Origin of the sequence: Anabaena catenula FACHB-362, from assembly GCF_014698735.1 — a bacterium.
GTDB classification, from domain to species: domain Bacteria; phylum Cyanobacteriota; class Cyanobacteriia; order Cyanobacteriales; family Nostocaceae; genus Anabaena; species Anabaena variabilis_A.
On sequence record NZ_JACJTQ010000102.1, the window covers coordinates 1 to 3,599 of the forward strand.

At 37.1% G+C, this 3,599-nt stretch carries 1 protein-coding gene and 1 pseudogene; both read left to right on the forward strand.

The genetic code is table 11. The features are described 5' to 3' along the window. A pseudogene (locus H6G68_RS26645) lies at positions 1–410 on the forward strand (ParB/RepB/Spo0J family partition protein); the annotation flags it as partial. Positions 411–774: 364 nt separating this feature from the next. Then, on the forward strand, positions 775–3,510 hold the full coding sequence (locus H6G68_RS26650; RefSeq protein WP_190909331.1) for an NACHT domain-containing protein: 2,736 nt from the start codon (positions 775–777) through the stop codon (positions 3,508–3,510). Positions 3,511–3,599: the final 89 nt, after the last annotated feature.

Genomic DNA, 3,599 nt, shown 5'->3' on the forward strand with positions numbered 1-3,599 from the left:
GTGAAGATTCCGAAGCAATAGAAGCTGTATTTGATGCCTTGGGAATGATAAGTTGGGAATCTTTTGTCAGCAGTCGTCTACCGTTACTGAAACTGCCAGAAGATGTCTTAGATGCCTTGCGGAAAGGTGAGATTGAATATACCAAAGCTACTGCGATCGCTCGCATCAAAGATTTAGCACAACGAACTGCACTCATAGAGGCGACGATAGCAGACAGTCTATCACTAACTCAGATCAACGAAAGAATTAAAGCAAGTCGTCAAATAAATCCAGAACCACCTTCACTCAAAAACCGTTATAAGGAAGCATCGAGTCAATTACAAAAAGCGAAGGTTTGGGAAAATCCTAAAAAGCAAAAAGCTTTGGAAAAACTACTGGCTCAGATAGAAGCACTTTTAGGGGAAGAATAAACAAAAGAAAAAGAGGCAATAAAACTCATAAATACCATTTTTCTTTTTAGGTACACAGCTTCTACTCATTGTTGGTTGGAGCTACTTAATTTGGGCTAAACTGAGGCGATAAATAAAAATTTTAGCTCTATATTGAGTATGCGCTCAATAAATGGGGGCGGACTACCTATTTGGGAACGATTTTATGCCATTTGAGGCTTGTCATTGAACTATTTACCCCGGATTATTGAGCGGTTACTATATTGAGAAGCTTCGTTGTGTTAACTATGAAGTCAAACAACCCTTTTAGAACATCTTCTCATACAGCTAAAAGTTTAGATTTATAATAAATTGAAGTAATAGACTCCGGAAAGGAAATAAGCAGTTGACTACAGCAGAAGAGTTAGAAAAATTCAAAGAACCTGGTAAGTTTGAGTTGCTTGCTACAGCTGTGTTGTGCAAAGCAGAAACAGAATATAGAGCCATTTTACACACTGGAATGAATGCTAAAGGTCAGACAAAAAAATCACCTGTCGATGGTTTTTGTCGAGTTCCCGGAAGCATTCCTCCACACTTTGTTTTAGTAGAACATACTGTAGAACAGAACCTGGAAAAGAAATGGTTGTTTGATCATCGAACAGTAAAACCTGCTGCAAAGGGCAGAAGAAAGCAGCTTTCGGAAAGTGACGATGGTGATCTTTTAAAAGCAGGACATCTTGCTCGGTCAATTGAAACTGAATTTCCAGATGCGAAATTCACTGTTGTTTTGACCACTAATCAGGGCTTGAAACCAGATTTTTGCTTACAGGTAGAAAAGAAAGCCCAAGAGTTAGAAATATCAGTTGATTTTTGGGATCGCTCACGAATAGCTAGATTTTTAGATACAGCACGTGAAGGTCAATGGCTGCGTAAGGAATATCTGGGTATTGCAGCCGAAATGCTGTCAGATGATTTACTGCGCGACCTCTGTTACAAAAGCTTGGATGAATACAAAAAACAATTCATTACGAATCCAGACCAATGGGTTTCTCGGCAGATTGATCAACAAGTCGAAAGAGGAATAGACAATCAAAGTTACTCAATACAATTGTTAATTGGGAATTCTGGTTCTGGCAAGAGCGCAGCAGCCTATCAAACTGGGAAAAAATATTTAGAGGCAGACGGTTACAGTTTATGGCTTTCAGAGAATGTGCTAACTGCGAGTGATTCACTGACAAGTGCTTTGAATAAAGTTCTGCATGATTTGTATCCGAGCTTAATGCCAAATGCTGGGAGAGAAGCTCTGCGATTGTTGAAAGATGGGAAAAGAATATTACTGATTGCTGATGACATTAATCGAACAGATAATCCAGCAAAACTGTTACAAAAACTGGTGAATTGGTCAAAACCTATTTCATCAAGTGTGCCTAATGCCAAACCTTCACCTTTACAACATTTACTTGTTTGTCCAGTTTGGTCAGATGTCGTTAGATCAATTATTCCTGAATTTAATAAGACAAGCTGGATAAATAGCATTTTTATTGAGGCAATGCTTCTTGAAGAAGGAGTGAAAGCTGTAAAAGATGCTGTTAAATTGACTGCTATTGAGCTAACTAATACAGAAGCAACTGCACTGGCAGAAAAATTGGGTAATGATCCTATTTTAATTGGATTCTTTACTTCATTATTGCCAGATCCGCAGCCTCATGAGTTAAACTACCTTGCTGAAAACGTAATTGATTATTTCGTTAAAACAGCTATTGATGAAGTTGCCCAAATAGGAAATTTACTCAGAGATGAATATAATTCCGCTTTGTCAAACTTAGCTGTTCAAATGCTTCAAAATCGGAAGCTTAATCCACGCCTGACTGATCTAAAAAATTGGTTTGGGGATGCCTCTGAAGATATGAATGCTTTGAGAGCATTATTGAAACATGGAAAACTATGTCAAATTGATAATGAAAAATTGGTTTTCCGGCATGACCGTCTTCGAGAAGCCCTGTTGATAGAAAGTATGGGGTATCTGTTGAATAATAATGCTGAACCTTTTGAAATTTTCTGGGAACCTTATTATGCAGAGATTATTGGTCAAGCAATCATTAAATATCCTCAAAATGAAGAATTTCTAAGAGAATTATGCACTAAGTTACCTTTATCACTTTTAGAGGGAATTCGTCACTTTGCCATCCCTAGCAACCAATATCATCAAGCTATTTATAGAACATTACAAGATTGGGTTGATTCTAAGGTGTCCTCTGACTTAGTACCTGAATCTATCCTTGGAACGTTTTACCGGAAATTAATAGATATAGATTCGCATTTAATAATAAATATTACTGAAAATTTGCCGAAATATCGATCTATTCTTTTATCTCGAATACGGAATGGATGTACTATTAGTGGTGTTGATTTCTGCATTATGGAAAACCAGCATTGTTTTGCACCCTTAATAACTGATGGGATTAGAGATCAAGTTATAGAACAAGCAAAGTATAATTACAAAGAAAAAATATTAGATGAGATACAGCGAATATTAAAATCTAGTAATATCACTGATGCTGATAGAGCAGCTGCTTTAACCCTTGCAGGCTTTCTGGAGTTTTTTGAGTTAGAGAATGAAATTCTGATTTGCTGGCAACTTATAGATAATAAAGCTCAGTTTCTTCCAAACGCTATTTGGGCTGCCAGTCAGTGCTGCGGTGACAATCCAGAAAAACTTTTAGATCCTCTAATTGAATTCTGGGCTAAGTTACCAGATCAAAAGAATGATTATGGTGAATCTTGGAAAGATTGGTTTATACGTGAGCTTTCTGGTTTCCTTCCTCGTTACATTCACAGTCATGTATTGGAGTACCTCATTTATCAAGCTAATAAATATGAGTCGCTGCGTCAGTATATCGCCTACTTTTGTCAATTCATTGATACTCCTACTGCGGTTGAATTTGTGGTCAAGAGTATGGCTGAAATTGAGCGTAATTTAAAAGGCAAGGAGAGTGTTTCGTCATGGATGCCACAGACTAAGAACTTATCGAGAGAATCTTTAAATCACCTATTTTACCTTTTTGATAACCCTGACAGCGATGATTTTATTAAACAAAATATATCTCAATTACTCAATACTGTAGCCAAAATAAGAGTATAAAAAGAGGGCTGATGTAGTAGAGTTATAGTCTTCCACAACGACAACTCGAAAACCACACACAGCCCATGTTTGACATACTAGCACTGTTG